We start from the raw sequence: 26,903 nt of genomic DNA on the forward strand, positions 1-26,903 counted from the left end.
TAAACAATTAAATTTTTAAAGGAATGAAGAAGAAAATTCTTTCGGGCGTTTTCGCCCTCGCACTCCTGGCAACCGCAGGTTATGGAGTGAACAAAAGTATGAACGGTAATGCCAATTTGAATGATTTGGCGTTGGCAAATGTGGAAGCGTTGGCAGAAAACGAGGGTGGAGGAGGTGAATGTCGTTGGGCTACACGCGAAACCTGGCAGGGATGGGAAGCAATTTGTATTAGTACGGGAGTAGGTTACAACTGTACATGTGGGGAGGTTAAACCTTATTATTAATCAGCCCTTATAGAAGAGAGAGGGAAGTTATTTCCCTCCTCTTATTTAACAGTAGAAGAATTTATTCAATCACCATATAAAAAATTTGAGTTTTACATAATTTAAGTTTCGCAAGCTTCTTTGTTTGGCACTAACATTCGCTTCGCAGAGGTTTGCTACGCTCGGCATAACCAAAGCAAGCTTTGCTTCTGCACCCACTTAACGCAAAAGTTCGCTTACGCTCAAACAGCTTTTCTTTTTTAACGCAAGGCTGCGCGGGATGTGTCCCCGCAAAACAGCTAAATATCTCCTCGTTGTTAGTGAACAATGTCTGATAACTGATACTTGCGAAAGTTGAATACATAATATCCAATCTTTTAAGCTTAATATAAAAATCGATCACATGAATTTTAATAAGTACAATATTTTTATTATTCCTTTGTTGTTTCATATCTGTTGTTGCAATGCTGATAACGAGAAACACAAAAATGACCTAATATCACTTCCCATGAATGCTGCAGTTCAAATAGATTTTGATGAAATTGTTGAAAATGTCAATTGTATCGTGCTTGAAAATTTACCGGATGCCTACATGACCGATTGCTGGAAAATAATAAAATACAAAGATCTTTTTTACCTTTACTCTTTAAGTGATTTTGCCGTTTGTATTTTTGATAAAGAGGGCAAGTTTATTAAACGTATTGATGGAAAGGGTACAGGAGCTGTTGAAACCCCGTGTGATATATTTATTGACAAAAAACAGGATCAACTCTGGGTTGTAGAAAGCCGACATTTTATTCATAAATATTCTCTGAAAGGAAACTTTATGGCTAAAGAGGTATTACCATATTTCGCTGTCAAATTGGCCCGCTTTGACGATAATGGTTTTTTATTTTATGATGGGGGATTTGACAGGGAATCGCCTTTTTTTGTAAGGCAAACCTCTACTGATTTAAAAACTGTAAAGACTTTTGTAGAGAAAAAAAACAAACAATACAGGAGTATCCCTATTTCTTTATTTGCAAATAATGACAAAGATGAAGAAGTATATTCACTTCTACCCTATATTGACACTGTTTATATTAGCAACAACACTAAATCTTTTACGCCTTTTTTTCATTTGAATTTTGACAGCAGTTTGCTTACATTTGATATATTTCCCAACAATGGATTTAGTGATAAAGAAATGGCTGAAATCATAAAAACAAAAAAAATGGTTCATAATATTACAGGGTTTTATTATGTCTCCGGATTGCTATTCATGCAATTGCATGGTAAGGATGATTCTTTTCGGATTATAAATGTTAGTACGAAAAGTGTTTATAAATTCAATACACTAATTGACGAACTTAATGTCGATCATGGTGTTACGACTATACAAGGAAGTACCGATACAAGTTTATTGGTAAGTATGCAGGCAAAAGAATTTTTAGAAAAATACACAGAAAGAAAATACCTGACGCATTACAAATCTATTGTGAAATTACTTAACACTCCGGAGATAATTAAAAACAGGGTTTTAATGGAAATAAAAATAAAAAAACATGAAAAATAAGACGACCGTAGCATTTGTATGCTTTATGTTACTATTCTCTTATTCATGCCAAAAGAGGCAACAAGAATCTTCTCTTATCTCTGGTTTTAATCGAAACGCAATAGAAGTGGAAAGCTTGGATGACTTGTTTGGGAAGAGAGGCAAACAAATCGCGTTAGAAACAACGGACGAGGCTCTTGTCGGTAAAGTGGGAAAAATTATTAAAAGAAAGGACTGCTATTTCATACTCTCCGGAGAAAACAAAATACTTCAGTTTGACAATAACGGACGATTTGTTTCAACCTTAAATAAATTGGGAGCAGGTCCTGACGAATATACCATGATTACGGATTTTGCCTGCCTCATAAATGAAAATAATGAGATTGAGATATGGATTAGTGATTTTAAAAAAATAAGGAAATATCGTAAAGCTGTTGATTCTTGGGAACAATTTGCTTCTATAGATTATCCTTACGTAATAAATAAAATTCATATAATCAATGATAGCCATATACTTCTTCTAACAGGACAGAATGATAACTGTTTAACGATTTCAAATGGGAAAGGGGAAAAAATCTCTTCCTATTTGAAAAGTGAAATACCATTCATGGTATTTAAGCCCGTACAGTTTGTAGATTTTGGGCAAGAGATTATTTTTCAACAAGGTGTCTCTAACCAATGTGTAATATATTCTCCTTTTGATAATAGTTTCACCGAACGTAGAATAATTAATGAAAAAAGATTTTTATCATCAAAGATGTTACAAGATCTATTTTCTAAATATGAATATGACTATCTCAAGGAACTGCCCGGATATTCTTATATCCGAACCCTCCGGAAAGTGAAAGGACAAATACTGATTGATTTTTTTATGGATAAAAAAAGACACGTTTCTTTTCATGCGGACAATGTTTGGCGTACTTTTACTTATGATCCGAAAGATATAACCGAGAATGATGACTTGGAGTGCCTCTCAACGATTGGTGTGGGTGATGGATTGACCAGTTTCATTATGTTTAAAAACAATGAAAATGAAGATGAAAATCCCATTGTGGTAGAGTATTAGTGGTATGGTATAATCAGTAACTTCGTTTGATGACACTTATCTGAAACCTTCAATAGTCTCAATATAAAAGGAATGGTTTCATAGTATGGAACTAAATTCGCGCATGGATAAGTTTGCAAGAAAAAATTGTCAAAACAGTCACCGAATTGCAAAACAAAGTGGTCGTCTTTCTCACAGACTTGGATTCCATGAATCATAGAAAGGATAAGGTGAATAATTCACCGTTGATTGTCAAGCTAAAAGGAAATATAGAATAAAAACCCTCCGCAAAAGAGGCAGAAATCAATAGTTTTAAACAATTAAATTTTTAAAGGAATGAAGAAGAAAATTCTTTCGGGCGTTTTCGCCCTCGCACTCCTGGCAACCGCAGGTTATGGAGTGAACAAAAGTATGAACGGTAATGCCAATTTGAATGATTTGGCGTTGGCAAATGTGGAGGCATTGGCGCAAAGTGAGTCTTCAGACTGTCCTAATGGATGTTTAGATGCTCCAGGATTATGTTATTGCAAGCATTGGTTACCTTTTGAAGAAAAAGTTTGGTAACATTTAAAACTAGCTAAAAAAATAATTCATAGAAGGAGATTATTTCCTTTTATGAATTATTTCTTTAGAACAACAAAATATTGCGCTATAACTATTTTTCTATATTGGAAATATAAAGACTAAATCATATGGGAAATAAAACATTTGATAATTACATGAAGACAAAATATTGTATATTTCTATTAATATTTTTTTTGACATTACCTAACTGTAAGCAGTATTCTGAAAAAGAGAAACACTATAAAAGTCGAGATAATATCATTAATATACAGAACTTATTGAGAGAGATTAGATTTGATTCTGTATATTTCAGTAATTTTGCTAAAATATACCCGATGCGGAAATACCTAATTGTCAGTGATTATAAATCATTAACAAACCATATTTACTTGTTCGATAAAACCAATTTTAAATTGTTAGCGGAAACGGCTCCTCATGGACAAGGGCCAAATGAAATTACCAATTTAGGGCATATCGCTGTCAATGAACAGGAAAACGCCTTTTATGTTACGGATCATGGAAAGCAAAAGATATTCGCATATCATTCAGATAGTGTTATTATGAATTCATCTTACAAGCCAGCCGTAAAACTAAATATTAAAGAGCAACAATTTCCTAATGAATATATCTTTGTAAATGACTCTATTTGTTTCGGGACAATAATGGGACCCACAAACTCCGGGTTTGATATAATAACAGCTAAATGGAATATCAATTCCGGTGAAATTTCCCCGATGAAATATAAGCATCCTGAAATAAAAAGGAAACGCATTTCGTTTGCTTTTTCGAAAGAGCAAGAGATATATGTTGAATGTTACAATCATCATGATCTTTTCACGATATGTGATTTAGAGGGCAATTTAAAATATAATATCTATGGGAAAAAATGGGATAATAGAATGTCGAATGAAACACGGTATTTCGGAAATGTAGCTATTTGTAATGATATGATAATCGCATCATATTCCGGAAAAAGTAGGTTGTCCGGTAATTCGCTTCCCAGTGAGATTTTAGTATTTGAAGTAGATGGTGATTATATCAAGACACTGCAGGTGGGATACAATATAGTGGGACTTTATCATGATAGGTACTTAAACAGGATTATCTTTCACCTGGATGATGCAATGCAATTTGCATATATAGATTTAGATGAAATTGTAAAATAATTATCCGTATGTTCAAACATACATTAGAAATCTTCATGTAAAAAATTCAGTTGATTCAAACAGAATTTTAATTCTTTTTTTTTAGAATATATTGTTTGAAAACTTTGGGCCCTTTATTTTATATAATCCAGATAAGGCTATTGGTGACTGGGAGTATGTATGTTAATTGTTTGAGTTGTTATAAAAAAGAGAACGAAACCTTTATCTTAGTATGGAAAATAGAGAAAAATATAAATACATTGAAAATGATAATTATTGCAACCGCAGGTTTGGGAGTGCACAAAAGTATGAAAAGTAACGCTAATCTGAATGATTTGGCGTTGGCGAATGTGGAGGCATTGGCAAATGGAGAAGGGAGTCCTAATCTTGAATGTTCTACACTTTGTCCCGATGAATGGTGTGGAACTGTGGTTATAGATGGACACTATTTTTACCTGCAACACTGTGTATTCGTATAATTATCAGCATTGTCACTCTCTGAGTGACAATGCTTTTACTCAAAAGCAGAAAATGTATGAAGACAGGACTACTTATAATGATCATACTTGTTATTTTACAGATAAGCTGTAACAGGCAGAGTAAGGATCTATTTTTATCTGATATTAAATCTGTTTCGGGAGAACTTATAGATGTTGATTGTCTGATTGGTAAACCCTATAGGTTAATTTCATATGACACTTTGCTATTTATTTGTGACCCATATGATTCGAAGACAATGACCGTCCTGGATGTGAGAAGCAATCGATGCATCGATAGGATATTACAGACAGGAAGTGGTCCCGGTGAAGTTTCGGGATCGCTAAGATTTTCCTTATCTTCTATTCATAACAAATTATATGTATTCCAGATACAATCCGGTATCTTTAACACTTATGATATTTTGGGTAAATCATTAACATTAGCAGAGTCTGTGCATATCAAAGAACGTCCGGCTAATGTTGTTGCAACAGAAAGAGCGTTGGTGGGTATCGGACCCTTTGAAGAAGGACGATATCACATTTATGATAGAGAGGGTAATTTAATGAACCATGCAGGCATGTATCCTTCAGAAGAAAAGGCTCAGAATGCTCATGCCCGCTTCTTTTTGCATCAGGGGAATCTGTGTTCACAGCCTGGGGGAATGTATTTTGCTCTGGGAAGTAGCTATTCCGATAACTTGGAATTTTATAAAATCAAGGACGGACAAACAGAGCTATTGAAAAAATACGGAACAGGAAATAAAGTCCAAGCACGATTCGATAATACGCTTCAACTTGATGATAATTGTTTATTGGGCTATAAAAGCTCTTACGCCACCGATCAGTATTGCTATATGCTCTATTCCGGAAAAACCTTTGTGGAAAATAATCGCAGAGTATCATGGGGAAAAAATATTTTCGTATTCGAATGGAATGGTAACTTCGTAAAATCTTTTCGTTTGAGCCATGAAATACTTGCTTTTGCCATTGATGAATTCAACGGGATAATCTACGGCATTGTTTTACACGAAGGCGAAGCTGCCATTATGAAATTTAAAACTTAAAAAGACATAAAGATGAAACGATTTGTATTAATTTTCACTTTGATGTTAGCATGCTGCATTCCTGTGAAACTATATGCTTTCAAACATGACCAAGATTCGACCGTTATTTCCGTTAAAAAGAATTTCGACAAGAAAATTCCTAAATCCACGAAAAAAACAAAGACAACTCTATCGGATGCATCGGGTAATGATTTGACGCACAATATTAAAAAAGTTTTTCTTAACGGTAAGATAATACAAATTCATAATACTGACTCAATAAAGGCGAAAGACATTAAAAGTATTACAACAAAGCAAGTTGAAAACGGAGATATTTGGTTGTACATTGAAACGAATGAAGCTAAGCTTAATAGCGCTAACAGTAAGACGGATACCACCCTATTAAGAACAAAACAGAAAGAAAATATGGAATAAAGTTTTATTTATAGGGAATGCACTAGCCTTGTAAAAAACAGAATTGAAACAGAATCTTAACAATTTATTCTTAGCTGAGCAACTATTTCTGTTTACTTGCTGGTTAAATTTCTGAGTGAAGTGTATTCAATTGAAACAATTTTTTGTAAAATTGATCAACAATGGACTTAGGTAATATATTGCATTCCAGTAAATTATAAAAAATGAGTTATAAATGAGCCAAAAAGAATGTTTATAACAAGGTGTTGAGATAGATTTGTTATTGCATTAAGTCTATTAAATTCGTTAGTATGAAGAAGAAAATTCTTTCGGGCCTTTTCGCTCTTGCATGGTATCCGGCTCAATATTGTCACTACTATGTAACATATCCAGATGGTAGTGGCACAGGATGGTCTCATTGGAACATGAAAAATAGATAAAAGGAGGTAAGCATTGTGACCTATAGAACAAACAGCGACAATATATATTGCTCATTATCTGTCAATTTAATGAAATGAGTTATAAATGAGTTATAATTTATTGCTAATTCTTTATGAATTTCTATTTTTGGTGAATGTGTCCCATATGAATGATTTTATAAACACATAAAAAGGAGGTGACAGGCAAAGATAAAAACAGATAAGTATCACAAGCTACAGGCTTGAGCTATTGAAAGGATATACATAGCAACGAAAAATTCTTATATCAACTAAAAATTAAATTTCTATGAACAAAAAAAACATTTTAAGCGGTTTTTTTGCAATTGTGTTTGTGGTAATTGCAGGATTGAGTCCCCTCCTAAAACCTCATTTTTCAAAAACATGAAAAATCGAGATATTTCGGACGGGGATCGTTTAGAAAAATTCTTATTGCTAAATTTACATTATTTCACTACTGTCCCGTTAAGATTTGAGGTCTCGAAATAGTTCGAGTTGACCGTCGTCAGACGGATTATCCGGTCACTGATTACACCTGTCTGCGAGTCAACCGCCCTGGAAGAAACAACCTCGTACTGCATGTTGTCTTTAGCCATTGTTACAAAGAAAGCGCCATTCTTATGGATGTTGTTGAAGAGCCTGAAGAAGTCAACGTATCCCCTATCCATCAAATAGATGGCACCAATCTCGATGCACATTACAAGAAACTGATCGTGGCAGGAAAGATTCCTGACTCGATAATCACCGTTGTAACTGGTGACAATTTCATTGAATTCTCTACGGGGTATGAGCTGCATGATTTGAGAGAAAACTGTTTTGCCGGAATTCATGTCGTACGCTATTTGAAGGGAAACGAAAAAGTAACCAATTCAAATCGTGTATAAGAAATTCAGAGTATATATTGCTAAATGTAAAAGATTTACAAACAACAAACATTATTTTAACGGGACAACAGTGACATTATTTTTAAAATATATCCATTTATTAATGGAAGAAACGAGTCCCTTTTGACTCGAAAGCGATCTTTTACTTGTTTGCATCACGTGTTTCAGTATTCTCCTGAAGTTTATCCACGTCGCCCGGGAGTGCCCCATAGCCTGTTGGCGGCAATCTCGCGGTAGCGTGTCTTGCCGTTATTACAGTTGAAACCGAGCTGGAAGATGGAAGCCTCAACATTGTTTCGCTTCCATTTCTCCTTGATGGGAACGTCCCCCAGCTTTTTCCTGAGCATGGACGTGCGGACGTTTTCAGGCGTGAAGTAATAATATTTCCCGTCTCCCGTCTTAATACGCCACTTTTTCAATGGCTCACCGGGGCGTTGGGAGTGCCGTTATCGGATGAATAAAGGACCTTGAAAATATCCTCGTTTACACGCGCCACGACGTGCTCGAGGAAGATATTATGCCAGGAGTCATTTTTCAAGTAATCTTTCAACGAGGAGCCTCGTAACATTCCGGAAGGGGATGAAAACATGTCTAGTTGTGGGTTCTTTCCGGACTCTTTAAACATTATTTGCAAGCTTTAAGTTTTGCTCCAAGTTGCTGAAATATATACTGATATGCAAACAATTAAGGTGCTGTTTTTCAGCGCCGTTTTGAAATATTAATCATCACTTCCGAATGGTCAGGAATTTTCATGAAAAAATGCCAGGGACTTTTCGGAGTGGACTCATTTCTTGAAAAAACAATTTACATAACGTTCTTTTGAAACAAAGGACAAAACAATTATTTATTTATGACAAAAAAATATTTATTTATTTTTATGATTTCACCTCTCGCAATAATTTCTTGTCAGAATGATGAGGTTATAGGTGAAATTGAAGATGCTAAAGAGGTAATCCAAACTCGTAGCTTATCAGTAAACGATAGTACTATTTTAGAGCTAAATCCAACTGATTTTCCTAAAATTGAGAAAAAAGAAGGAAGAGGAGGCGATTATTTATGGGACGAGCTGTATCAATTAAATGGTATAGAGTTTTTTATTCAATCGAAAGATTCCTATTTTGGAAATAATACCTTGGAAACTCAGGGTGCAGGAAAAGAATTGAAACTATCTCCATTTTCAATAACAAATACTGCCCAAATGTTCTATTTAAGATTTCTTCCTGCTTCGACTGGAATTCCATATCTCATATACTCCTTTAAAGAAAAAACGCCTATTGGAGTTGGCTCGTATTCGAGTGCTCCGGATAAATATGTTTTATATGCCAAAAGTTCGGACTCTGGAAGTCTATTTGGATTTTCATGGGATTTTTATAAAGGAGATAAAAGCTATATAATAGAAAATCAAGATTTAATAGGTGGAGGAAGCAATTATTGGGATATATACTATTATTCAATAACTGCTAATAACGGAAATATAGATCTGCTCAAAACGACAAAAGGGCCAAATCAACAGTTTACTATTGTTCCTAATGATGAATTTACAATAGAATCTCTTGATTTTGATTTAACTACCGCAAGAATAACAAGTAGTACTCCTGTTAGTATCAAATCATTTGAAATTGAAACGGCTTCTAATCCGATAACAAAGGAATTAACTGTTGATGAATCAAAAACAGAAGAAACGTCTTTTCAAGAGTCAAGCTCAACAACTATAAAGCATAGTGGTGGTGGAAATGTTGGCATTTCTATAGCAATAGTAAAAATTGGAGGTAGTTATTCTTTTGAAAAATCAAATACCCAGGAAGTGGCTTATGGTTCAAAGTCAACGATAACAAGGAAAATTACAGATAAGACTACTGTAACAATACCTCCTTATACGCTCGGTAAAATCGATTATCAATCAATCAAACATACCTTAGATGTAAATTATGTGTTAAAGGTTAAAGGAGTTAAGACCAATAAGATAATAGAAATGAAAGGAACTTGGTTTGGTGTTGATTATACAACAGATCGTTTTGTTATTAAAGAATATGATTTAAGAACGAAAGCATTATCTAGAATGCGGGAGATTGTAACTAATAAAGAGTAATACTAATTTTTTAATTCATGGTAAAATAGTCTATTGGCTATTTTACCATGAATGCTTGTTTTGTCAATTTTTAAAATGCAGTCAAATGAAAAAAAGTTTTTTTTTATTGGTGTTTGTTGTAGTAAGTTTATCTGCTTTTACACAAAATGTTATAGAAAGTAAATGCTCAAGTGTTTTTGCAAATTTTGATCAGTTGGGGGTAAGTAAAGAAGTGTTTATTAAAAAATTCGGCAATCCAACAGCAAAAGATATGAGTTATGACCAAGATAAAAACAAAAACGAAGTGCTTTATTATATTGAAAATTTTAAAAAAGAAAGTTTTCTAATTATAACCAAGTTTACTTTTAAAGATAATAAGTTAATAGAGCAAAAAAGTAGAATCAAATGTGTAGAAATTGAAGAATTAATTAAAAAAATTTCTGAGGATTTGACTTATATTAGGCGTTGGAGTTAAAATTAATGTACTTGGATATTCTTAATATCTGAATAGATATATGCAGGGTTACTTTTTGGAATGAGCTTTTTTTGATTACATAGTGTCTTGGATGTGATGCTTCTATGTAATGCTTTTAAACCAATAATATCGCTCACTTACTCACAAATAGAATCGCTATAGGAATATGAAATACTATAGCGATTCTATTTTTATGTTTTGATATTCATTGACGTATTGTTGAGGTTCTTTTTTCTTCATTGATTGGTAAGCACCCTAGCAACTACCCCTTGATTTTCTCCTAATTGCTTTTGGCAATTAGGCCCTCAGATAATTATTAGAGTTTCTTTAGACTATTATTAGAGTTTTATTAGACTCCTGTTGTTTCCAATTGTTTGGCAAGAGTGCTCTTAGGTTATCTTCATTTCCCGGATTCTGGTAGTATGGCATTTTAGCTATTACATCATTTAGCCATTCTCTTGGATTTATACCGGACTCTTTGCACGAGGCAAGCAATGAGCAGATTACTGCTGTATTTTGAGCTGCTTCGTGGTTACCACAGAACATGAAGTTTGTATGCTCCATAACCATCACTCTGAAGGTAACCATCAAATGATTTTAATAAAGAGTAGGCTGTATCTCCCGATCTTGAACCATCATCATAATGGAAAAAGACCAGTTTCTTCATGACAGATCTTATCATCCACAGATATTCTTTCTTTGCATAGTGGCTCTCTTTGTTTATAACAGGTAAGGTGGTTTCATCAACCTGTATGTAGTCCGTGTTTAAAACCTCCTCCTTCAGGATCTTGTATAATGGAGTTAGCAGCTCACATGTGGGTTTAAACCATCCACTCAAGGTATTTGATGGTATCTTTACTCCCAAGTGATGAAACTGTTTTACCTGACGGTAAAAAGGCAGGTGATATTCATACTTTCCAAGCATAATTTCCGAAAGGAGGCTGGCTCCGGGAAGTCCTTTGTAGATGGGCAACAAAGGAAGCGGTGCTATAAGCACTGCAGGTGCTTCTTTGGTTGCAGGTGTGAGATTGTCTTTTAATCCGTATTTAGGACGTACGATCTCTTTTACATATAATTTACCCGGTTCAAACTCAAGTGTACGGGTACGTTCTTCTCCTATGCGCTTGTATTTATCTTTATCAACATCTTCCGGCTCAATAATTACTTCTATAACGGGAAGTCCTTCAAGCAGCTTTCTGTTGGAACGAGTCTTCTTTCTGGAGGATATATTTTCTTCAATCTGCTTTTCTGCTTCGATGCGCTCTGCCTCTATTTCCTCAAGATGTTTCTTTTCATCTTCTAATGTTTCAAATAAGTTGAGCTGATTGGGGTCAAGCCTGGATAGCTTCTCACTTTTACGTCCATAAAACTGACGGGTAAACCAGGCTATTTGTGATAGGAGCTTATCAATCTTTTGCTGCAGACCGGTCATCTGCTCTGCCTGTTTAGCATTAGCCTCAGTAAGTAGACGGATTTGTTCCGCTTGCGATTTTATTAAGAGTTCTAATGCTTGCGACTGGTCCATTGTATGGGTTTGTATTTAGCTATAAAAATACTAAAAAACCGTGAGCCAGACAAGCTTTCAGAGCAATATTTTACACTTTTATTTGAGTTTTTTATTGGTGGTTTCTAAACGCTTTTAGTCGCTTCAACCTAGTGTTTGGGTCATCCTGTATACCTTCAACCATCATTACTAAACTGGACCAGTTCATAGGGTATGACCGGCTGTCTTTATCATAAGCAGGCAAACGAAAGGTACCCTCTTCGAGCCTTTTCATATACAAAACTAAACCTCCGTCTTCTGCATGAAGTATTTTCATTGTGGTACGAGTTCTGTTTATGAAAATGAAACAATCACCCATTCTAACATCATATCCCATATGGCTCTGCACAACTCCACAGAGTGAGTTCATCCCTTTACGCATATCTGTCTTTCCCGGACAGAGAAAATAGCGCATTGTATCATTTAGGCAAAACATGTGCAGAACATATTTGAGCAAGTAATTTAATAGCAGCCTCAGTTTGAGTGCTGCCTATAAAACTTACCTGGATACCACCGGGCAACTTTATTTTTATTTCTCCTTTAATATTAACTGATGGAACAGTTTTAAGTGCAGGCTTATTTTCAGATAGATTAAAACTGATGGGAGCCAGTTTATACACTGCAGTTTCATGTGCATGATTGTTATATGGACGAGTCAGCCCAAACTTACTTTTCCAGTAATAAAAACTGGAAGCCGTGTAAGATTGATTTTCACAAAAATCTTTGACACTTAAACCGCTTTCTTGCTGGCGTTTTAATATAACCATAAATTCTTCTTTGCTTATTGGCGTCATATTTAATTATGTTTGCCGGCAAAGATCAAAACTTAAAATGTAAACTAAAACGGGGACTTTATCGGGTGCTTACTTACTACAAATTCTCCTTCCATATTTAGTCTAACCTGCTTTTGTATGGATTGGTTAAATATGGATGATAATTCTTGTTGTAATTTGTGCTCGGATTCTTTATACTCAGCAGTTCCCAAAACCGCCAATAACGTAAAGATGGAAGAAGCTGCAATAATAAGATACAAAATTATCTTTCTATATGTTGAATCGGTGAAAAACATCGCTCTTGGTTTTGAACCGTAAAGGTAGAAATAATCTTGAAAGACACAAAATTCACGACAAAATCGGACATGAGCAAACAATCTATGCCGCTCATTTTTACACAATTACACGAAATGAGTTATAAATGAGCCAGCATTTTTTATTAATTGATTATTAAATTCTATCTTCGTCCGGTTAAGATTAATTTCTCAAGATCATGAAAAAGAAAAAAGTAATTTTGTCACTATTTATGGCAGTATCAGTATTGTCTCTTGTGTATTTAAAAAGCCAACGAAACGGCATAAAATCCGAATTGGTGCTTTCAAATATTGAAGCGCTGGCATCAGGAGAAGATGGAGAAAATTATCGGTGTTTGGGGCTTGGCAGCTTAGACTGTCCGCAGATTTCCACCAAAGTTGCTTATATTAGAATACTTTAATCGGAATGAGGAAGTACCTAAGCTACAATCTTCTTATCTGCTGTTTACTTACGGTTGCCATAGGGTGTAAGAACACCAACAACAACCTCTCTTATGACTCGTTTCCCGTCAACATCTCACTTACAGGAAAGAGTATTGAAACGGATTCTGTCATGTTGCGCTATCCGTTCAGGATTAAGCATCAAGACAGTTTGGCCATTGTAATGGATTTGCATCATCCCGACTATTTCTATCATTCTTTTACCTATCCACAATTCCGGTATATATCTTCTTTCAGAAAGCGTGGTCAAGCACCCGAAGAGAATCTGTCAGTTGAAAATTTCAGATTAGCCGGGGGAAAGATGTGGGGATTGGATGCGAACAAGCACTTGATTACGAATTTGTCATTGCAACGTGTTCATGAAAAGACGAGTACAAAGGAAATATCTTTAGACAAAGAGATTATTCGCGCATTGGATTTTGCCTTGTATGATGATTCCTGCTTTATCATTCCCGACTATTCCGGCAAACACCGTTTTCATATTATTGATATGAATGGGGATATAAAATCCAGCCGTGGTGAAATACCAAGCGTAGAACATAAAAACAAAGACATAGCTTTAGCCCAGGCATGGCGTTCCTTCATAGACTATAACCCAGATAACGGAATTCTGGCTATGGTAACCCAGTTGGGAGAAGTGCTGGAAATTTTTAACTTAAAAGACGGCACGCATATCGTGAAGTTTGGCCCTCACGGAGAGCCGGAATATAATGAGGCGAAAGGAATGGCAATCCCTTCGGGAATTATGGGATTCAGCGACATTCAGGTAACGGATAAATATATTTATGCCGTTTTTCACGGCAGAAGCTTTAAAGAGATTGCACAACAGCGGCAACCCGCGACAGACGGCGGTCAATATATCTACGTTTTTTCGGTAAAAGGAGAACCGCTTGTCAGGTACACATTGGATCGGTTTATTTATGGTATTGATGTAAATGAAGAGACAAAAGAGATGTATGCCGTTGATGTAAATTCCAATCTACCCATCGTGAAATTTAAATTAGAGCATTCATAGCATGAGATTACCTTATTTCTTATTGTTGATGGGAGTAAGCGGATTGATGCTTTCTTGTAAAAATAATCCGCAAAAAGAAATTGCCAAAGTCGTTACCGAATGGCAGAACAGGGAAATAATTTTCCCGAAAGGTCTTGTTTTTACGCTGCACGGCAGAGACACCACAGATTACACCATTCCTCCGGCATCACACAAAATATTGGTGTATGTGGATTCCATCGGTTGCACCAGTTGTAAACTGCAACTGCATAAGTGGAAAGAATTTATAGAAGAGATAGATTCCATGACTCACGGTACCGTTCCCGTTATCTTCGTATTCCATTCCAAAGATTTACGGGAGATATCCTATCTCTTAAAAAGAGACAGTCTTGACATCCCGGTTTGTATTGATATGGAAGATAAACTGAATGCGGTGAATCGTTTTCCGACACATCAGCAATTTCAGACTTTTTTGCTCGACGATGAGAATAAAGTCGTGTTTATCGGAAATCCCGTTCATAATTTGCGGGTTAAGGAGATGTATTTATCCGAAATATCACAGAATGCATATCAAAGCAGAGGAACACCATCATCTCGCAACACACAAATTGAAGTAGGTAACACGGAGTTTGATCTGGGAACCATCCCAAAAGGAGAGGCTAAAATGGTTAGCATTTCAATAAAGAATGTGGGCGGATCGCCTTTGATGATATTCCACACCCGCGCCTCGTGCGGATGCACGCATATTGAGTATGAGAAAAAGCCGGTACATCCGGATAGTACAACAATTGTCAGTATAACGTATAATGCCGACGACCGGGGGTATTTCAATAAAACCGTTTCGGTGTACGGCAATATGGACAACTCGCCGTTAATTATACGGCTGAAAGGAAATATAGAACTTAAAAATCTCATTTAAAATTCCCAACTCAAATTAATAGTTTTCAAAGCGGAATTTCTCTTTTTTTCGAGAGATACCGTTTTATTTTCTTTTCATCTTCACTGTTTCTTGCACGTTTAACGTGTTGATTTACTTTTTATGGTGGCATTTTTATATATATTAACATTATCACTCTTCCAAGGCATGGCAATTCCTTGTCATAAACCCTTTTACGACACGAAAGATGGCGATGGACGATTAAGTGAAAATCCGTCATCCGGTCATCGTTGTCGTTATTCGCTGCTCAAAATCACGCCACCCCGCTTTTCGGTAATACTCCTTAGGCATTTTTACCGTGACCTGCCTGCCGGATTTCACCACTTTACCCGGCACTCGGATAAACCATTCTCGGAAGGTAGAGTGCTCTTGGCGCCAAACCCAAAAGTCGCCCCGGTATCGCATGAGCACCGATAAACTGTAGGCAAATGACGAAAGTTGCCAAAGAATATCGTTTACCCAAAAATCATGCGTGATGGTTTTTCCCGCACAAAGCGAGTTTTTGGTTTGCTCGATCCAATTCTCACTCTCTGATCGGGATCCATAAAGGGTATGGAGCTGCAAGGCATCCAATCCTTTCAGGTTCGAGCAATAGCAAAAGTACTCATACTCGGGTACAAATTGTTTTTCGCCAAAATAATCGACTTCAACCATTTGCTTTATGATGCGCACGGCATAAAACATGCGGGGATTCCTCCAACCGCTACATTGATGTATAAACCGGCAGGTCGCCGTCCGTGGGTCAACCGGTTGCCATGTCTGCCCGGCAAGCAAATCTTTCAGGTTTTTTCAGCTTTACTTTCACCAAATATTCATGTTTGCCCTCTTCCAGCAAATCAAACAATCCACCATTGAAAAAAGCCGCTGTCTGCCCTGAAAAAAACCTTCTCCACCTTTTTGGGGAAGAGCGGCCAAGGTTTCTTTGACAAATTCACAAACGCCGTTTGAGGTGTAGCTTGAACCCGGGCGGAGCCACGAATTGACAAGCAGTTTCATCTCCGTGACGAAACATAAGATGGGGTGATAGCTTTTCGCGCCCTTTTTATGCGAGTTGTAACCCACTTCAGCTCCTTGTTGGTTGCCGTAAACGGTAAATGTGCTTGAGTCGCAATCAAGCGTCACGCGTTTTAACCCGCAACGGGAAACTTGCAAGCCGGTAAAATCCAATAACAACTCGTGAAGCGAACGGGCGCCCCTTTCACCCAAACCTGTCAAATGGCGGCGTATGGTGTCCTCGTCAATGTTCTTGGGTAACTTCAACAAGCGGGAAACCAAGGCGTCAAAGGTGAAATTTTCAATCCGCTTCAAACGGTGAACACCGCACAACGAAGCCAACAGGACACTTGAGAGTATTTGGGCTGTACTGAAACGGCTTGCATTGTGCCGGGTGGTTGGGAAAAGATGTTCCAACCGACGATAAATGCCGCAATGGTTGATAAAATCAGAGGTTACGCTTAACCCTGAATATGACGTTAATTGTTCTGAACTGAACTCTTTCTTTACTGAACTGGCAGTAAATGAGATTTTTTTACTATTTTTGTATTGCATGTGTCGGGTGAGTGTTATTTTTTATTTAACACCTTAAAGATAAATACTTTATCTGACACATGCAACTTTTATTTGAGACTTTTAGGTAGAATAAAAACCCTCTGCAAAAGAGGCAGAAATCAATAGTTTTAAACAATTAAATTTTTAAAGGAATGAGGAAGAAAATTCTTTCGGGCGTTTTCGCCCTCGCACTCCTGGCAACCGCAGGTTTCGGAGTGAACAAAAGTTTGAAAAGTAATGCCAATCTGAGTGATTTGGCGTTGGCAAATGTGGAAGCTTTGGCACAAAGTGAAAATGATCTGTGCCCTAATGGATGCTGGGACAATGGCAATGGGTGCTATTGCTATGGGTGGTATGAGAAATATCGCGAAGCTACTTGGTAAACACGTATTAGAAGAATGGATGAATATGTACCACATCCATTCTTCTTTCTTATTACAATATATTATGAACAGAATAGAACATCTAAATATCTTTATTTTATTGCTGCTGCTATTATTTAGTTGCACCAATAAAGGGAGTATGGAAAAACATCAAAACAATAGAGATAATATCGTTACCGTTAAAGAAGAAGTTAAAGAGATAGATATGGACGACGTGATAATTGGCTCTGTTGCGAGATTATCAATTATCAATAATTTCCTTATCATTAATGACTCAAAATCCCCTGACCTGTTACTTCATTTATTTGATTGCAAAAACGCGGGATATAAGTACATATCGAGTGCCGTACCAAGAGGACAAGGGCCCGGAGAAATAGCCAATATCGGCCACATTGGAGTGAATAGTAAAAAAAATGAAATCTATGTCTCTGATCATGGGAAATTAAAAATTTTTCTATATCCTCTTGATAGCATCGTCAGGAATCCGTTTTACCAACCTCAAATTAAGAAGGAGATCAATAATATTCAATTTCCGAGCAATTACGAATATATTTGTGACACGCTTTCTTTCGCAAGAATAATTGAACCGACAGGCAATGTGGGGCATAATGAGATTCTTGCCAAGTGGAATATTGAATCAGGGGATATTTTAAAAATGAAATACTCGAATCCCAAAGTTGAAAAAAAACGCATATCTATTGCCGTATCAATAGAGGATGACATTCTCGTCGAGGCTTATCACAATTATGACCTGATGACCATTTTAGACTTAAATGGCAATTTGATATCTAATGTATATGGAAAAAATTGGAATAGCCGAAATTTTAAGGAAATAAACCATTATGGAAAAGTGATTTTTATAGGGAAAACGATAGTAGCATCGTATTCAGGAGGAAATAGGCTGACAGATGAGTACTACCCTACAAAATTATTGCTCTTTGATATAAATGGAAATTATGTCAAAACCATAGAAACAGGATATCGTATATCTGATTTTTGCTATGATGATAAAAACAATAATATAATCTTTAATTTTGAGGATGTTATTCAATTTGGGTATTTAAATTTAGATGGAATTTTGGATTAGTATACACTTTCGATTATTAATAATTGAACATTTCAAAAACCTTTTCAACCGACGACAATACGCATAATTCGCCGTAGATAATCTGGCTAAAGAAGATATAAAATAAAAAAGGCCTCTGTTAAAGAGGCAGAAATCAATAAATTAATAACAACTAAATTTTTTAAGGAATGAAGAAGAAAATTCTTTCGGGTCTGTTCGCCCTCGCACTCCTTGCAACCGCAGGTTTGGGAGTGCACAAAAGTATGAAAAGTGATGCCAATCTAAGTGATTTGGCATTGAGTAATGTGGAGGCGTTGGCGGACGGGGAAGTTATTATTTATCCACCATGTATGTACATCCCTTGGGAATGGTGTATATATTTAGGGTTGGATCTCGAACTTGATGGAAGAATATACAGTTAATCTGTGATTAATGTTTAAGGAGAATTGATGAGGTGGTAACATATGTTTGATCTTTTATTAATTCTCCTTTTCTTGAAATATTAAACATTGAGTCCCCTCCGAAAAGTCTTTTTTGCCGAAATTTTTCTGAAAACGTCTATTGATTTTCAACGAGTTGTAACCCTGTAAAATTAGGCTTGGGGGGGCGGAGCAGACTCAACATTAAAATAATCCTAAAAATGAGAATCTTAATTAGTATTAATTGCATCTTTCTATTATTTTCTTTTACGAATTGCTGGAATAATTCCAGCAATATTAAGGATGATTTTGATAAAGAAATTCTTTTAACGAAATATGATTCTATTAATTTGGAAAATATGGGAATATTAAATCCTGTATATTTTTCACTCACAGATTCTTTTATTGTTATTCAGAACAGAGGTGTTGAAAATAATCTTACATTGATAAATAGAAATGATTCTTTCGTTTTTGATATAGCCAAAAAAGGCAATGGACCAAACGAAATAGTACAGTTCATACCAGTTCCAAATAATAGAAAAAATATAATAACTTTTGCAGACAGGGCAAAAAAAAAGCTATATTCATTCAGAACAATATATGAGGAACCTATTCTCTTTAATGAAATTAGTTTTGATGACAAAACTCCTCGTTTTTTTTCATTAAACATCTTAAATGATAGCATACTCGTTTGTACAGGAATGTTTTCCGAAGGACGTTTTGGATTATATAATATTAAAAATAAATCCATTGTTTACACCGGAAATTATCCAAAAAATAATGAATCCGAACACCTCTCTTTTCCTCATATTGCTGCACTATATTCTGGAACACAAATAGGAATTAAGCCAGAAGGAGATCTATTCGCCGCTATATACAATGGGTTATTTGATATTTACAAATTACAAAACAATAACGAATTAGTTAACTGTAAATCGATTTATTATCATTTTCCCAAATTTAACATTTTTGAAAATGGACCTATTATTGGTAATTCTAAAGAAACAAAAGAGGGGTTTAGGTCTATTTCTTGTGATTCAGATCACATCTATTTACTTTACTCCGGAAAATCAATGAAAGATTATGATATGGATGCTTTCACTGGAAATAAGATATACGTATACAACTGGCAAGGAGATCCGGTTGTTTCTTATATTACGGATTCTGATTTAAAATCAATTTTTATTGAGGGTCATTTTCTTTGGGGAGTAGAAAAAAATGGCACCTTTATGTATAAATACTTCATCGATTAATATCATTTTTACCGCAAAAAAGTGTTCGCTATTGGAAAATAGTTGATGTGTCCGTGGGTATGTCGACTTTTTGGAGTCGATTCTAACAAAAGAACTGGAGCAAGGATAACTCAATAATTATCGACTCAGGATTAAGCTGGCCCTCCTGCCCCGAATACATGACCTGAACGAATACGACTTCAAATTCTCGAGCAGCATAGGTATAAGGCAAATGAAACAGCTCAGGGAGTTGCTCTGGGTTGATCAATTGTATAATTTGGTGCTTATGGGACCCAGCGGCACTGGCAATGAATAATAAAATAGAGCAGAGCAAGCTATATAAAATAAAATTTAATTGAAAAGCTAACATCAATATGTAAAGAGCGTGACAATATATTTGTATTCTAAAATATTTATCCTGCGGGTGTACACAAATTGAATATGAAAAGAAACCGATACTGCCGGACAGGACAACCCGGATAAGCATCACCTACAATGTCGACGACCGGGGGTATTTCAATAAAACCGTTTCGGTGTACGGCAATACGGACAACTCGCCGTTGATTATACGGCTAAAAGGAAATACGGAATAAAAATCCTCTGCAAAAGAGGCAAAAATCAATAGTTTTAAACAATTAAATTTTTAAAGGAATGAGGAAGAAAATTCTTTCGGGCGTATTTGCCCTCGTACTCCTTGCAACCGCAGGTTTCGGAATGTACAAAAGTTTGAACGGAAATGTCAATTTAAGTGATTTGGCGTTGGCAAATGTGGAGGCATTGGCGCAAGGGGAAAATGGAGGAGAACGTGAAGATTGTGTTCCGGCCTACGACATTTGTTGTGAACTAGTTATTTATCCTGATGGAGATTATGGTGAAGATTGTTTACTTGACCATACCAAAAAACCAGGATGGCTATAAGTAGCTAAAATAATTAACTTCATGGAGGGGCATAGGCATTCTGCTGCACAAATAACAAAGGATATTTTCTATGCTCCTCTTTTTTATTCGAACGATTATGGATTTTGTAAATATAAGATATATTGGATTGACATTATTACTATTTATTAGTTGTAATCCAACGGAAAAAAAGGAGAATGTTATTTGTTTCAACGAAGAATACATTTTAGAACATACTCAATATGATACAGAATTATACATTAAGCATGGGCGAATTGCTGTGATAGATTCTTTTATAATCGTCATATCCAGTCAACAGACTCCGTTTTGCAAATTATATTCCATTCCTCACAATATGAAAGAAGTTGGGGAGTATGGTCGTATTGGTGATGGACCTAATGAATTTATACAACCTCTATTAACTTATTCTTATAACAATACTTTTGGATTGAACGAAATTAATAAAAAGGAATTGGCTATAATGCAATTGTTGGTTGAAAAACATAATTTATCTGTCATTGAAAAGAGGCGTTTGAAAGCTGACACAAAAAAAGATGAAGAACAGATTTTTCGCACAGATTACTATTTCAGTAGACTTGATGATGAACATTATGTTTCGTTACTTTATGAAAAAAACAAAAAATACTTTTCATTATTTGATAGTACTTTAACATTAATATCCCGATTCGGAGAATCTCCTGTCACCGAGGAAGTTTCTCCATCAGTAGCTGTAAATCGCCTACAAGGACGTATTGCCACATGTGAAGGAACGATGATATTCGCAACTTCATATTTGCCTTATTTGGCTTGCTATCAAATAAAAGACACGATAATGGAAAAAAAGTGGGGCTTCTTTTATAACCGACCTCATTATGGGATAAGAAATGGAGATTTACTTTTTAATAAAAGTAAATCATTTGGGCAGGTAATTAATCTAAAGATGGACTCTCAATTCATCTATTTATTGTATTTAGATCAGTTATTGAGTGAATTTAATATCAATCAAATGGAAAAATCCATGGCAAACTTGATCTTAGTTTTTGATTATGAGGGAAATGCTGTAGCAAAACTGCGTTTGAGTTGCAGGATAAACGAGATGGCCTTATCCAATGATGGAGATAAACTGTACGGGATAGCTCATTTACCTGAACCAACAATTGTTGAATTTAATCTATCAAAAATCAATAAATCTTTGCACAATCAATAATTTATTTTTATTCGTATGCAAAAGAAAATTCTTTCGGGCTTGTTCGCCCTCGCACTCCTGTCAACCGCAGGTTTCGGAGTGAACAAAAGTTTGAAAAGCGATGCCAATCTGAGTGATTTGGCATTGGCAAATGTGGAGGCATTGGCAGAAAACGAATATCCTGAGTTTTGGGAAAATTGCGCCGGATCATGGGATCGCAAAAGATGTGTATGTGGAAATAGAGCATTTACTTTTGCTGTAGCTGTTAAAAATCCACCTTGCTACACTGATGATATGCTGTACTAATGTAATTTTTCTAAGACTGTTTAAACGAAAATCACGTATATATGAGATAAATATAAACGGAATTACTGTTAAATATTTGCTGTTTTATAAGAGATGTCTATATAACTTATGTTTAAATAAGCGTTTAAACGGTCTTAGATATGGTTTTTATCGACAATATTAATTTCATGGTATAACTTACAAAGTGTTTCGTTTTTAATGATATAAAAAAATCAACAACAAAAATGGAAAAAATTTTTTATTTATTTGTGGTCTGTTTATTAACCGTTTCATGTGTAAAGACAAAAAAAAATGAAGTATTAAGTGTAAGCTACCCTTTTTTAGGACAGTCTTTGATTAGACTGCTAAATTAGTTATTTATGTATACAATGTTATGATGTCGGACAGATTTTTGATAAGCCACTCCCAATACTAGACGATACAGCGGGCAAGACTGCCCGCCAGGGCACTCGTCTTGGCCTTGACCGCTGTAGTGGCTAGTGTTACCTTTGCTTGTCAAAACATCTGTCATACTGCTTCCTTTCGTTTTATCAGTTCTTCCCTATACTCAAAGGGTGTCATGTTGTCCAACGCCTCATGGGGCCGTTCTTCGTTGTAGTCATTCCGCCAGGCTTCTGTCAGTTCCCTGACTTCAGACAAGTTTCGGAAAATGTATCTGTCAAGTACAGCCCTTCTGTAGCTTCCGTTGAAGCGTTCAATGTAGCCGTTCTGGGTGGGTTTACCAGGCTGAGTATACATAATGTTTATCTCATTGCCTTTACACCAATCTTTGAACACCTGGGCGATAAACTCAGGACCATTGTCGCAGCGTATGTTCTTTGGTTTGCCATTAAGCCATATGACCTTTTTCCAGAACTTTGATGACACGCTTTGCCGGCATGGACATCGATATCTCCTGTGTCACGGCAATCTTGCAGGCATCATCTATGATATTAAGAACACGGAATTGTCTTCCGCACTCAATCCTGTCACTGACAAAGTCAATGGACCAGGTAACATTGGGCTCTTTAGGCATAACCAGAGGATTCTTCACTCTTGCAGGCAGACGTTTCTTCAAACGGCTTCGCTTCTCATAGTGCATTGCCTTGTAAACCCTGTAAACCTTCTTGTGGTTCCATGTCTTACCCTCACGTCTCAGCCTTGAATAAATCTTCCAGAAGCCATCACCGAAGTTGGCGGCAGCACGGATTGCGTCTTCAACTTCAGTGTCATCTTTCTTGTCAGTATAATAGAAGTAGGAGCGATGGATGTCCATCAGCTTGCACGCCCGAGAGATGCTTACACCATATTCTTCCACTATATCTCCTGCCAATTCCTTCTTTACCTCGGGCTCTAGAGTTTTTTTTCGATGACCTCCTTCAGTATCTTGTTGTCAAGTGCAAGGTCAGCATACATCTGTTTCAACGTGCGGTTCTCATCTTCAAGCTCTTTGAGACGTTTAACCTGACTGATCTCCATTCCACTATACTTGGACTTCCAATTATAAAGGGTAGCCCTGGATATATTGTAGTCACGAGCTACAACTGCGGCATCCACCCCACTTTCAAGTTGATGGACTGCCTTTACCTTCTCTGACTCACTGTGTACTTTTTTTTTCATTTTATTTCCTATGCCAAACAAAGTTAATAATTTTGTCTAACTCGGAACTGTCCTACAAATAGGGAAGGTTACACAAATAGGGAAGGTTACAGACGAGTCAGCCCAAACTTACTTTTCCAGTAATAAAAACTGGAAGCCGTGTAAGATTGATTTTCACAAAAATCTTTGACACTTAAACCGCTTTCTTGCTGGCGTTTTAATATAACCATAAATTCTTCTTTGCTTATTGGCGTCATATTTAATTATGTTTGCCGGCAAAGATCAAAACTTAAAATGTAAACTAAAACGGGGACTTTATCGGGTGCTTACTTACTACAAATTCTCCTTCCATATTTAGTCTTACCTGTTCTTGTATGGATTGGTTAAATATGGATGATAATTCTTGTTGTAATTTGTGCTCGGATTCTTTATACTCAGCAGTTCCCAAAACCGCCAATATCGTAAAGATGGAAGAAGCTGCAATAATAAGATACAAAATTATCTTTCTATATGTTGAATCGGTGAAAAACATCGCTCTTGGTCTTGAACCGTAAAGGTAGAAATAATCTTGAAAGACACAAAATTCACGACAAAATCGGACATGAGCAAACAATCTATGCCGCTCATTTTTACACAATTACACGAAATGAGTTATAAATGAGCCAGCATTTTTTATTAATTGATTATTAAATTCTATCTTCGTCCGGTTAAGATTAATTTCTCAAGATCATGAAAAAGAAAAAAGTAATTTTGTCACTATTTATGGCAGTATCAGTATTGTCTCTTGTGTATTTAAAAAGCCAACGAAACGGCATAAAATCCGAATTGGTGCTTTCAAATATTGAAGCGCTGGCATCAGGAGAAGATGGAGAAAATTATCGGTGTTTGGGGCTTGGCAGCTTAGACTGTCCGCAGATTTCCACCAAAGTTGCCTTTATTAGAATACTTTAATCGGAATGAGGAAGTACCTAAGCTACAATCTTCTTATCTGCTGTTTACTTACGGTTGCCATAGGGTGTAAGAACACCAACAACAACCTCTCTTATGACTCGTTTCCCGTCAACATCTCACTTACAGGAAAGAGTATTGAAACGGATTCTGTCATGTTGCGCTATCCGTTCAGGATTAAGCATCAAGACAGTTTGGCCATTGTAATGGATTTGCATCATCCCGACTATTTCTATCATTCTTTTACCTATCCACAATTCCGGTATATATCTTCTTTCAGAAAGCGTGGTCAAGCACCCGAAGAGAATCTGTCAGTTGAAAATTTCAGATTAGCCGGGGGAAAGATGTGGGGATTGGATGCGAACAAGCACTTGATTACGAATTTGTCATTGCAACGTGTTCATGAAAAGACGAGTACAAAGGAAATATCTTTAGACAAAGAGATTATTCGCGCATTGGATTTTGCTTTGTATGATGATTCCTGCTTTATCATTCCCGACTATTCCGGCAAACACCGTTTTCATATTATTGATATGAATGGGGATATAAAATCCAGCCGTGGCGAAATACCAAGCGTAGAACATAAAAACAAAGACATAGCTTTAGCCCAGGCATGGCGTTCCTTCATAGACTATAACCCAGATAACGGAATTCTGGCTATGGTAACCCAGTTGGGAGAAGTGCTGGAAATTTTTAACTTAAAAGACGGCACGCATATCGTGAAGTTTGGCCCTCACGGAGAGCCGGAATATAATGAGGCGAAAGGAATGGCAATCCCTTCGGGAATTATGGGATTCAGCGACATTCAGGTAACGGATAAATATATTTATGCCGTTTTTCACGGCAGAAGCTTTAAAGAGATTGCACAACAGCGGCAACCCGCGACAGACGGCGGTCAATATATCTACGTTTTTTCGGTAAAAGGAGAACCGCTCGTCAAATATACATTGGATCGGTTTATTTACGGTATTGATGTAAATGAAGAGACAAAAGAGATGTATGCCGTTGATGTAAACTCCAATCTACCCGTGGTAAAATTTAAATTAGAGCATTTGTAACATGAGATTATCTTATTTTGTTTTGTTGACGGGTGTATGCGGATTGATGCTTTCTTGTAAAAATAATCCGCAAAAAGAAATTGCCAAAGTCGTTACCGAATGGCAGAACAGGGAAATAATTTTCCCGAAAGGTCTTGTTTTTACGCTGCACGGCAGAGACACCACAGATTACACCATTCCTCCGGCATCTCACAAAATATTGGTGTATGTGGATTCCATCGGTTGCACCAGTTGCAAACTGCAACTGCATAAGTGGAAAGAGTTTATAAAAGAGGCAGATTCCATGACTCACGGTACCGTTCCCGTTATCTTCGTATTCCATTCCAAAGATTTACGGGAGATATCCTATCTCTTAAAAAGAGACAGTCTTGACATCCCGGTTTGTATTGATATGGAAGATAAACTGAATGCGGTGAATCGTTTTCCGACACATCAGCAATTTCAGACTTTTTTGCTCGACGATGAGAATAAAGTCGTGTTTATCGGAAATCCCGTTCATAATTTGCGGGTTAAGGAGATGTATTTATCCGAAATATCACAGAATGCATATCAAAGCAGAGGAACACCATCATCTCGCAACACACAAATTGAAGTAGGTAACACGGAGTTTGATCTGGGAACCATCCCAAAAGGAGAGGCTAAAATGGTTAGCATTTCAATAAAGAATGTGGGCGGATCGCCTTTGATGATATTCCACACCCGCGCCTCGTGCGGATGCACGCATATTGAGTATGAGAAAAAGCCGGTACATCCGGATAGTACAACAATTGTCAGTATAACGTATAATGCCGACGACCGGGGGTATTTCAATAAAACCGTTTCGGTGTACGGCAATATGGACAACTCGTCGTTGATTATACGGCTAAAAGGAAATATAGAATAAAAACCCTCTGCAAAAGAGGCAGAAATCAATAGTTTTAAACAATTAA

Annotated in this window: 36 protein-coding genes and 2 pseudogenes; 26 read left to right on the forward strand and 12 right to left on the reverse strand. The window is 36.4% G+C overall.

The genetic code is table 11. The features are described from left to right. The first annotated feature begins 23 nt into the window (after positions 1-23). The 9 genes from KDN43_RS12270 to KDN43_RS16475 all read left to right on the forward strand — a co-directional run bounded on the left by KDN43_RS12270 (position 24) and on the right by KDN43_RS16475 (position 6,927). Positions 24-284, forward strand: a complete 261-nt coding sequence (locus KDN43_RS12270; protein WP_238866519.1) for an NVEALA domain-containing protein — start codon at positions 24-26, stop codon at positions 282-284. 382 nt (positions 285-666) lie between these two features. After that, positions 667-1,818: a 6-bladed beta-propeller gene (locus KDN43_RS12275; protein ID WP_238866521.1), complete on the forward strand. Its 1,152-nt coding sequence runs from the start codon at positions 667-669 to the stop codon at positions 1,816-1,818. After that, positions 1,808-2,863: a 6-bladed beta-propeller gene (locus tag KDN43_RS12280; protein ID WP_238866523.1), complete on the forward strand. Its 1,056-nt coding sequence runs from the start codon at positions 1,808-1,810 to the stop codon at positions 2,861-2,863. The genes KDN43_RS12275 and KDN43_RS12280 overlap by 11 nt, the downstream gene beginning before the upstream one ends. 315 nt (positions 2,864-3,178) lie before the next feature. Further along, positions 3,179-3,406 carry an NVEALA domain-containing protein gene (locus KDN43_RS12285; protein WP_238866524.1) on the forward strand — a complete coding sequence of 76 codons (228 nt, stop codon included), beginning with the start codon at positions 3,179-3,181 and terminating at the stop codon, positions 3,404-3,406. Between the two features lie 128 nt (positions 3,407-3,534). Next, a complete protein-coding gene (locus KDN43_RS12290) occupies positions 3,535-4,572 on the forward strand; it encodes a 6-bladed beta-propeller (RefSeq protein ID WP_238866526.1) in 1,038 nt (345 codons plus the stop codon). A gap of 245 nt (positions 4,573-4,817) precedes the next feature. Beyond that, complete coding sequence (locus tag KDN43_RS12295; RefSeq protein ID WP_238866528.1) at positions 4,818-5,030, forward strand: NVEALA domain-containing protein; 213 nt, start codon at positions 4,818-4,820, stop codon at positions 5,028-5,030. A gap of 56 nt (positions 5,031-5,086) precedes the next feature. Continuing rightward, positions 5,087-6,094, forward strand: coding sequence for a BF3164 family lipoprotein (locus tag KDN43_RS12300; protein WP_238866530.1), 1,008 nt, complete (start codon positions 5,087-5,089; stop codon positions 6,092-6,094). Between the two features lie 12 nt (positions 6,095-6,106). Next, positions 6,107-6,508, forward strand: coding sequence for a hypothetical protein (locus tag KDN43_RS12305; RefSeq protein WP_238866532.1), 402 nt, complete (start codon positions 6,107-6,109; stop codon positions 6,506-6,508). Between the two features lie 290 nt (positions 6,509-6,798). Next, positions 6,799-6,927 (forward strand): hypothetical protein, encoded by a 129-nt coding sequence (locus tag KDN43_RS16475; RefSeq protein ID WP_256448709.1) that lies wholly within the window; start codon positions 6,799-6,801, stop codon positions 6,925-6,927. A gap of 443 nt (positions 6,928-7,370) precedes the next feature. Here the strand turns inward: KDN43_RS16475 and KDN43_RS16585 are convergent, their stop codons facing one another. The 3 genes from KDN43_RS16585 to KDN43_RS12320 all read right to left on the reverse strand — a co-directional run bounded on the left by KDN43_RS16585 (position 7,371) and on the right by KDN43_RS12320 (position 8,433). Beyond that, a complete protein-coding gene (locus tag KDN43_RS16585; protein ID WP_407681768.1) occupies positions 7,371-7,754 on the reverse strand; it encodes a DUF4372 domain-containing protein in 384 nt (127 codons plus the stop codon). A gap of 236 nt (positions 7,755-7,990) precedes the next feature. Then, positions 7,991-8,227, reverse strand: coding sequence for a hypothetical protein (locus KDN43_RS12315; protein WP_238866533.1), 237 nt, complete (start codon positions 8,225-8,227; stop codon positions 7,991-7,993). Then, positions 8,224-8,433, reverse strand: coding sequence for a hypothetical protein (locus tag KDN43_RS12320; protein ID WP_238866534.1), 210 nt, complete (start codon positions 8,431-8,433; stop codon positions 8,224-8,226). The genes KDN43_RS12315 and KDN43_RS12320 overlap by 4 nt, the downstream gene beginning before the upstream one ends. A 225-nt stretch (positions 8,434-8,658) precedes the next feature. Between KDN43_RS12320 and KDN43_RS12325 the strand changes: the two genes are divergently transcribed. Then, positions 8,659-9,897: a hypothetical protein gene (locus KDN43_RS12325; RefSeq protein ID WP_238866535.1), complete on the forward strand. Its 1,239-nt coding sequence runs from the start codon at positions 8,659-8,661 to the stop codon at positions 9,895-9,897. A gap of 85 nt (positions 9,898-9,982) precedes the next feature. Next, the gene (locus tag KDN43_RS12330) at positions 9,983-10,351 is read left to right on the forward strand and encodes a hypothetical protein (RefSeq protein ID WP_238866537.1); all 369 of its coding nucleotides are present in this window, start codon (positions 9,983-9,985) and stop codon (positions 10,349-10,351) included. A 327-nt stretch (positions 10,352-10,678) separates the two neighbouring features. On the opposite strand, the pseudogene tnpC reads toward KDN43_RS12330, so the two are convergent. The 3 genes and pseudogenes from tnpC to tnpA (KDN43_RS12345) form a co-directional block, all read right to left on the reverse strand. Next, positions 10,679-11,876, reverse strand: a pseudogene (gene tnpC, locus KDN43_RS12335) (IS66 family transposase). A 91-nt stretch (positions 11,877-11,967) separates the two neighbouring features. Then, positions 11,968-12,309: an IS66 family insertion sequence element accessory protein TnpB gene (gene tnpB, locus KDN43_RS12340; protein ID WP_238866539.1), complete on the reverse strand. Its 342-nt coding sequence runs from the start codon at positions 12,307-12,309 to the stop codon at positions 11,968-11,970. A gap of 4 nt (positions 12,310-12,313) precedes the next feature. Next, positions 12,314-12,688: an IS66 family insertion sequence element accessory protein TnpA gene (gene tnpA, locus KDN43_RS12345; RefSeq protein ID WP_238866541.1), complete on the reverse strand. Its 375-nt coding sequence runs from the start codon at positions 12,686-12,688 to the stop codon at positions 12,314-12,316. 472 nt (positions 12,689-13,160) lie between these two features. Here tnpA (KDN43_RS12345) and KDN43_RS12350 point away from each other — a divergent pair, with 472 nt between their 5' ends. The 3 genes from KDN43_RS12350 to KDN43_RS12360 are packed head-to-tail and all read left to right on the forward strand — an operon-like array spanning position 13,161 to position 15,335. After that, on the forward strand, positions 13,161-13,382 hold the full coding sequence (locus tag KDN43_RS12350) for an NVEALA domain-containing protein (RefSeq protein WP_238866543.1): 222 nt from the start codon (positions 13,161-13,163) through the stop codon (positions 13,380-13,382). Positions 13,383-13,387: 5 nt separating this feature from the next. After that, a complete protein-coding gene (locus KDN43_RS12355; protein ID WP_238866545.1) occupies positions 13,388-14,437 on the forward strand; it encodes a BF3164 family lipoprotein in 1,050 nt (349 codons plus the stop codon). A 1-nt stretch (position 14,438) separates the two neighbouring features. Next, positions 14,439-15,335 carry a DUF1573 domain-containing protein gene (locus tag KDN43_RS12360; protein ID WP_238866547.1) on the forward strand — a complete coding sequence of 299 codons (897 nt, stop codon included), beginning with the start codon at positions 14,439-14,441 and terminating at the stop codon, positions 15,333-15,335. Positions 15,336-15,569: 234 nt separating this feature from the next. Here the strand turns inward: KDN43_RS12360 and KDN43_RS12365 are convergent, their stop codons facing one another. Beyond that, on the reverse strand, positions 15,570-16,127 hold the full coding sequence (locus KDN43_RS12365; RefSeq protein WP_238866549.1) for a transposase: 558 nt from the start codon (positions 16,125-16,127) through the stop codon (positions 15,570-15,572). Positions 16,128-16,154: 27 nt separating this feature from the next. Next, positions 16,155-16,901, reverse strand: a complete 747-nt coding sequence (locus KDN43_RS12370) for a transposase (protein WP_238866551.1) — start codon at positions 16,899-16,901, stop codon at positions 16,155-16,157. Between the two features lie 152 nt (positions 16,902-17,053). On the opposite strand from KDN43_RS12370, the gene KDN43_RS12375 reads away from it, so the two are divergent. The 9 genes from KDN43_RS12375 (at position 17,054) to KDN43_RS12410 (ending at position 22,390) form a co-directional block, all read left to right on the forward strand. Then, positions 17,054-17,284, forward strand: coding sequence for an NVEALA domain-containing protein (locus KDN43_RS12375; protein WP_238866554.1), 231 nt, complete (start codon positions 17,054-17,056; stop codon positions 17,282-17,284). After that, positions 17,211-18,371 (forward strand): 6-bladed beta-propeller, encoded by a 1,161-nt coding sequence (locus tag KDN43_RS12380; protein ID WP_238866556.1) that lies wholly within the window; start codon positions 17,211-17,213, stop codon positions 18,369-18,371. The genes KDN43_RS12375 and KDN43_RS12380 overlap by 74 nt, the downstream gene beginning before the upstream one ends. A 167-nt stretch (positions 18,372-18,538) precedes the next feature. Beyond that, complete coding sequence (locus tag KDN43_RS12385) at positions 18,539-18,772, forward strand: NVEALA domain-containing protein (RefSeq protein ID WP_238866559.1); 234 nt, start codon at positions 18,539-18,541, stop codon at positions 18,770-18,772. 218 nt (positions 18,773-18,990) lie between these two features. Next, the gene (locus tag KDN43_RS12390) at positions 18,991-20,022 is read left to right on the forward strand and encodes a BF3164 family lipoprotein (protein WP_238866561.1); all 1,032 of its coding nucleotides are present in this window, start codon (positions 18,991-18,993) and stop codon (positions 20,020-20,022) included. A gap of 136 nt (positions 20,023-20,158) precedes the next feature. Then, positions 20,159-20,317 carry an ATP-binding protein gene (locus KDN43_RS16590; protein ID WP_407681795.1) on the forward strand — a complete coding sequence of 53 codons (159 nt, stop codon included), beginning with the start codon at positions 20,159-20,161 and terminating at the stop codon, positions 20,315-20,317. Positions 20,318-20,402: 85 nt separating this feature from the next. Then, complete coding sequence (locus tag KDN43_RS12395) at positions 20,403-20,594, forward strand: DUF1573 domain-containing protein (RefSeq protein ID WP_256448738.1); 192 nt, start codon at positions 20,403-20,405, stop codon at positions 20,592-20,594. Positions 20,595-20,652: 58 nt separating this feature from the next. Further along, positions 20,653-20,919, forward strand: coding sequence for an NVEALA domain-containing protein (locus tag KDN43_RS12400; protein WP_238866562.1), 267 nt, complete (start codon positions 20,653-20,655; stop codon positions 20,917-20,919). Positions 20,920-21,016: 97 nt separating this feature from the next. Further along, positions 21,017-22,105, forward strand: coding sequence for a BF3164 family lipoprotein (locus KDN43_RS12405; protein WP_238866564.1), 1,089 nt, complete (start codon positions 21,017-21,019; stop codon positions 22,103-22,105). A 15-nt stretch (positions 22,106-22,120) separates the two neighbouring features. Continuing rightward, positions 22,121-22,390: an NVEALA domain-containing protein gene (locus tag KDN43_RS12410; RefSeq protein ID WP_238866565.1), complete on the forward strand. Its 270-nt coding sequence runs from the start codon at positions 22,121-22,123 to the stop codon at positions 22,388-22,390. A gap of 507 nt (positions 22,391-22,897) precedes the next feature. Here the strand turns inward: KDN43_RS12410 and KDN43_RS12415 are convergent. From KDN43_RS12415 to tnpA (KDN43_RS12430), 4 genes and pseudogenes are all read right to left on the reverse strand, one after another. Next, positions 22,898-23,257, reverse strand: coding sequence for an integrase core domain-containing protein (locus tag KDN43_RS12415; protein ID WP_238866566.1), 360 nt, complete (start codon positions 23,255-23,257; stop codon positions 22,898-22,900). Then, positions 23,220-23,702 (reverse strand): IS3 family transposase, encoded by a 483-nt coding sequence (locus tag KDN43_RS12420; RefSeq protein WP_238866567.1) that lies wholly within the window; start codon positions 23,700-23,702, stop codon positions 23,220-23,222. Before KDN43_RS12420 ends, KDN43_RS12415 begins: the two co-directional genes overlap by 38 nt. Positions 23,703-23,722: 20 nt before the next feature. Next, entirely contained in the window at positions 23,723-23,989 is a 267-nt protein-coding gene (locus KDN43_RS12425; RefSeq protein WP_238841705.1) for a transposase, read from the reverse strand. Between the two features lie 92 nt (positions 23,990-24,081). Continuing rightward, positions 24,082-24,225, reverse strand: a pseudogene (gene tnpA / locus KDN43_RS12430) (IS66 family insertion sequence element accessory protein TnpA); the annotation flags it as partial. 472 nt (positions 24,226-24,697) lie between these two features. On the opposite strand from tnpA (KDN43_RS12430), the gene KDN43_RS12435 reads away from it, so the two are divergent. From KDN43_RS12435 to KDN43_RS12445, 3 genes are read left to right on the forward strand one after another with little or no spacing between them, the layout of a single operon-like run. Then, a complete protein-coding gene (locus tag KDN43_RS12435) occupies positions 24,698-24,919 on the forward strand; it encodes an NVEALA domain-containing protein (protein WP_238866513.1) in 222 nt (73 codons plus the stop codon). Between the two features lie 5 nt (positions 24,920-24,924). Beyond that, positions 24,925-25,974 carry a BF3164 family lipoprotein gene (locus KDN43_RS12440; protein WP_238866568.1) on the forward strand — a complete coding sequence of 350 codons (1,050 nt, stop codon included), beginning with the start codon at positions 24,925-24,927 and terminating at the stop codon, positions 25,972-25,974. A gap of 1 nt (position 25,975) precedes the next feature. Continuing rightward, the gene (locus tag KDN43_RS12445) at positions 25,976-26,857 is read left to right on the forward strand and encodes a DUF1573 domain-containing protein (RefSeq protein ID WP_238866570.1); all 882 of its coding nucleotides are present in this window, start codon (positions 25,976-25,978) and stop codon (positions 26,855-26,857) included. The last annotated feature ends 46 nt before the right edge of the window (positions 26,858-26,903 follow it).

Source organism: Proteiniphilum propionicum, assembly GCF_022267555.1.
Taxonomy (GTDB): domain Bacteria; phylum Bacteroidota; class Bacteroidia; order Bacteroidales; family Dysgonomonadaceae; genus Proteiniphilum; species Proteiniphilum propionicum.